Annotated in this window: 2 protein-coding genes; one reads left to right on the forward strand and one right to left on the reverse strand. The window is 69.9% G+C overall.

Features of this window, described 5'->3' with window-relative positions:
• The coding region (locus D7X55_RS37695) for a carboxylesterase/lipase family protein (RefSeq protein ID WP_121725556.1) at positions 1 to 1,357 on the forward strand (1,357 nt) is incomplete at its 5' end.
• A 24-nt stretch (positions 1,358 to 1,381) separates the two neighbouring features.
• Here D7X55_RS37695 and D7X55_RS37700 read toward each other — a convergent pair.
• Positions 1,382 to 3,064, reverse strand: coding sequence for a glutamine--tRNA ligase/YqeY domain fusion protein (locus D7X55_RS37700; protein WP_121725557.1), 1,683 nt, complete (start codon positions 3,062 to 3,064; stop codon positions 1,382 to 1,384).
• Between the last annotated feature and the right edge of the window lie 232 nt (positions 3,065 to 3,296).

Genomic DNA, 3,296 nt, shown 5'->3' on the forward strand with positions numbered 1-3,296 from the left:
CGCACGCCCCACGCGCTGGACGCAGCCCCTCACCACCACGGCCTTCGGCCCACCCTGTCCCCAGACGAAGGCCGGGGTCCCGACGCCCTCCGAGGACTGCCTTCGCCTCAACGTCTGGTCCCCCAACAGGCCCGGCGCCCACGCGGTGCTCGTGTGGATCCACGGCGGTGGCTACGTGGAAGGCCACGCGGGCGAGAGCTGGTACGACGCCGCGCAGCTGGCCTGGACCGAGGACCTGGTCGTGGTGTCCTTCAACTACCGGCTGGGGCTGCTGGGCTTCCTCGCGCTGCCACAGCTCGCGGCGCCGGACTCCGGCACCGGCAACTGGGGCCTGCGGGATCAGATCGCCGCGCTGGACTGGGTGCGCCGCAACATCGCGGCCTTCGGCGGGGACCCGGCGCGCGTGATGATCGCCGGGGAGTCCGCGGGCGCCATCAGCGTGACGACGCTGCTGGCCGCCGAGCCCGCCCAGGGCCGCTTCCACCGCGCCGCCATCCAGTCCGGCACCTACCGGCCCGTGCTGGAGAAGGAGCAGGCCACGGGCGCCTTCCCATCCGCGTACGCCGTGGGCGTCCAGGCCGCCATCCTCCTGGGCTGCACGCAGGGCGACATCGCCGCGTGTCTGCGCGCGAGGACGCCCGCGGAGGTGCTCGCCGCCCAGGCCCGGCTGCCGCCGGTGATGGAGCTCGGCCTTCCCCTGCTGCCCACGCTGCCGGTGGTGGACGGCGTCGTGTTGAAGGGCCGGCCGCTCGCGCGGGTGTTGGCGGGCAGCGGCGACGTGCCGGTGCTGGTGGGCGCCAACGACGACGAGCTGAGCTTCGTGATGGACGCCCTGGGCGTCGTGGGCAACGCGGGCGACTTCGGCCGCTACGTGGATGCCCTTGGCGCGGGGCAGCGCAAGGCAGAGCTCACCGCGCTCTACCAGCCGGCGCCAGCGCGTGAGCGCGAAGCGGCCATCGCCCTGGGCACGGACCTGTCGTTCGCCTGTCCCGCGCAGCGCCTGGCCACCGCGAGCGCCACCACCGGCACGGCCAACGCGTACCTCTACCGGTTCGCCCGGGCCCTCCCCAACGGGGCCCTCTCCCCGCTGGGCGCCACGCACGGGACGGACATCGTCTACCTCTTCGGCCACTTCGACGCGGTGGGCACCACGCCCACGCCCGACGACGCGACGCTGTCCCAGTACGTGCAGGCCGCGTGGGGAAGCCTGGCCCGCACCGGCACGCCCATCCCCACCTGGCTGCCCTACTCGCCGGGCGGACCGGTGCTCACCTGGAACACGCCCTCCACCACGGAGACGGTCTGGCGCGGTGGACGCTGCGCCGCGCTGGAGTCCCTGGGCCTGCTGCTCCCATGAAGCATCAGCGCGGCAAGAAGCGCCCTACTTCTTCTGCTCCTTCACCCACGAGTCCTTCAGCGTCACGGTGCGGTTGAAGACGGGCGCGCCCGGCTTGGAGTCCACCGGATCCGCGCAGAAGTAGCCCAGGCGCTCGAACTGGAAGCGGTCGCCCGGCTTCGCGTCCGCGAGCATCGGCTCCACGCGCGCGTTCGAAAGCGTCTCCAGGCTGTTCGGGTTGAGGAACTCCTTGAAGTCCTTCGTCTCGTCCTTGTCCGGCGCCTCCACCGAGAAGAGCCGATCGAACAGCCGCACCTGCGCCACGGGCGCGTTGCCCGGCACCCAGTGCAGCGTGCCCTTCACCTTGCGGCCATCCGGCGAGTCACCACCGCGCGTGGCCGGGTCGTAGGTGCAGCGCAGCTCCGTGATGTTGCCCGCCGCGTCCTTGATGACCTTCTCGCACTTGATGAAGTACGCGGAGCGCAGGCGCACCTCCTTGCCCGGCGCCAGGCGGAAGAAGCCCTTCTCCGGCACCTCCTGGAAGTCGTCCGCCTCGATGTAGAGCTCGCGCATGAACGGCACCTTGCGCGTGCCCATGTCCTCGCGCTTCGGGTGGTTCGCCGTCTCCAGCTCCTCCGTCTGGCCCTCCGGGTAGTTCTCCAGCACCACCTTGAGCGGGCGCAGGACGGCCATGGCGCGCGGCGCCGTCTCGTTGAGGTCGTCCCGGACGGACAGCTCCAGCACGCCCATGTCGATGAGGCTGTCGGACTTGCTCACGCCAATGCGCTTCGCGAAGTCTCGCAGCGACGCGGGCGTGTAGCCCCGGCGGCGCAGGCCGCTGATGGTCAGCATGCGCGGATCATCCCAGCCGGAGACGCGCTTCTCCTGCACCAGCTGGAGCAGCTTGCGCTTGCTCATCACCGTGTACGTGAGGTTCAGCCGCGCGAACTCGTACTGGTACGGCCGGTCGCCCTTGATCAGCGCGTCGACGATCCAGTCGTACAGCACGCGGCGGTTCTCGAACTCCAGCGTACAGACGGAGTGCGTGATGCCTTCAATCGCGTCCGACAGGCAGTGCGCGAAGTCGTAGAGCGGGTAGATGCACCACTTGTCGCCCGTGCGGTGGTGGTGCGCGTGCCGGATGCGGTAGATGGGCGGGTCGCGCAGCACGGGGTTCGACGACGTCATGTCGATCTTGGCGCGCAGCGTGTGCTTGCCGTCCGGGAACTCGCCCGCCTTCATCCGGCGGAACAGGTCCAGGTTCTCCTCCACCGTGCGCGTGCGGTACGGGCTGTCCTTGCCCGGCGTGGTGAAGTTGCCGCGGTACTGGGAGATCTCCTCCGGCGACAGGCTGCACACGTAGGCCTGGCCCTGCTTGATCAGCTGCTCCGCGAAGTCGTAGATCCGGTCGAAGTAGTCGGACGCGAAGAAGCGCCGGTCATCCCAGTCGAACCCGAGCCAGCGCACGTCGCGCTGGATGGACTCCACGTAGTCGGTGTCCTCGGTGAGCGGGTTGGTGTCGTCGAGGCGCAGGTTGCACTTGCCGCCATACTGCTGCGCCAGCCCGAAGTTCAGCACGATGGACTTGGCGTGGCCGATGTGGAGGTAGCCGTTGGGCTCGGGCGGGAAGCGGGTGTGCACGCGTCCACCGTGCTTTCCCGTCCGCCGGTCCTCCTCAACCACTTCCTGGAGGAAATTGAGGCCCTGCGTCTCGTTCGTCGTCGTCATGATGGTGCGAATCCTCTGGGAAGCTGAACCAGGGGAGCAAGGTTTTCCTGCCCCCCTCGTGTCAGACCTCCGCCAGCAGCAACTCCCAGGCCTTGAGCGCCCGTTCAGCGGACAACTCGTCCGCCCGTCCGAGGGCCCGGCGGCGCAGCTCCTCGTGCCACGTGGCGTCCGTCACCACGCGCCCCAGGGCATGGGCCATGGCCGCGTCGTCCCCCATGGGCACCAGCACCCC

This window comes from Corallococcus sp. AB049A (assembly GCF_003668885.1).
GTDB lineage: Bacteria > Myxococcota > Myxococcia > Myxococcales > Myxococcaceae > Corallococcus > Corallococcus interemptor.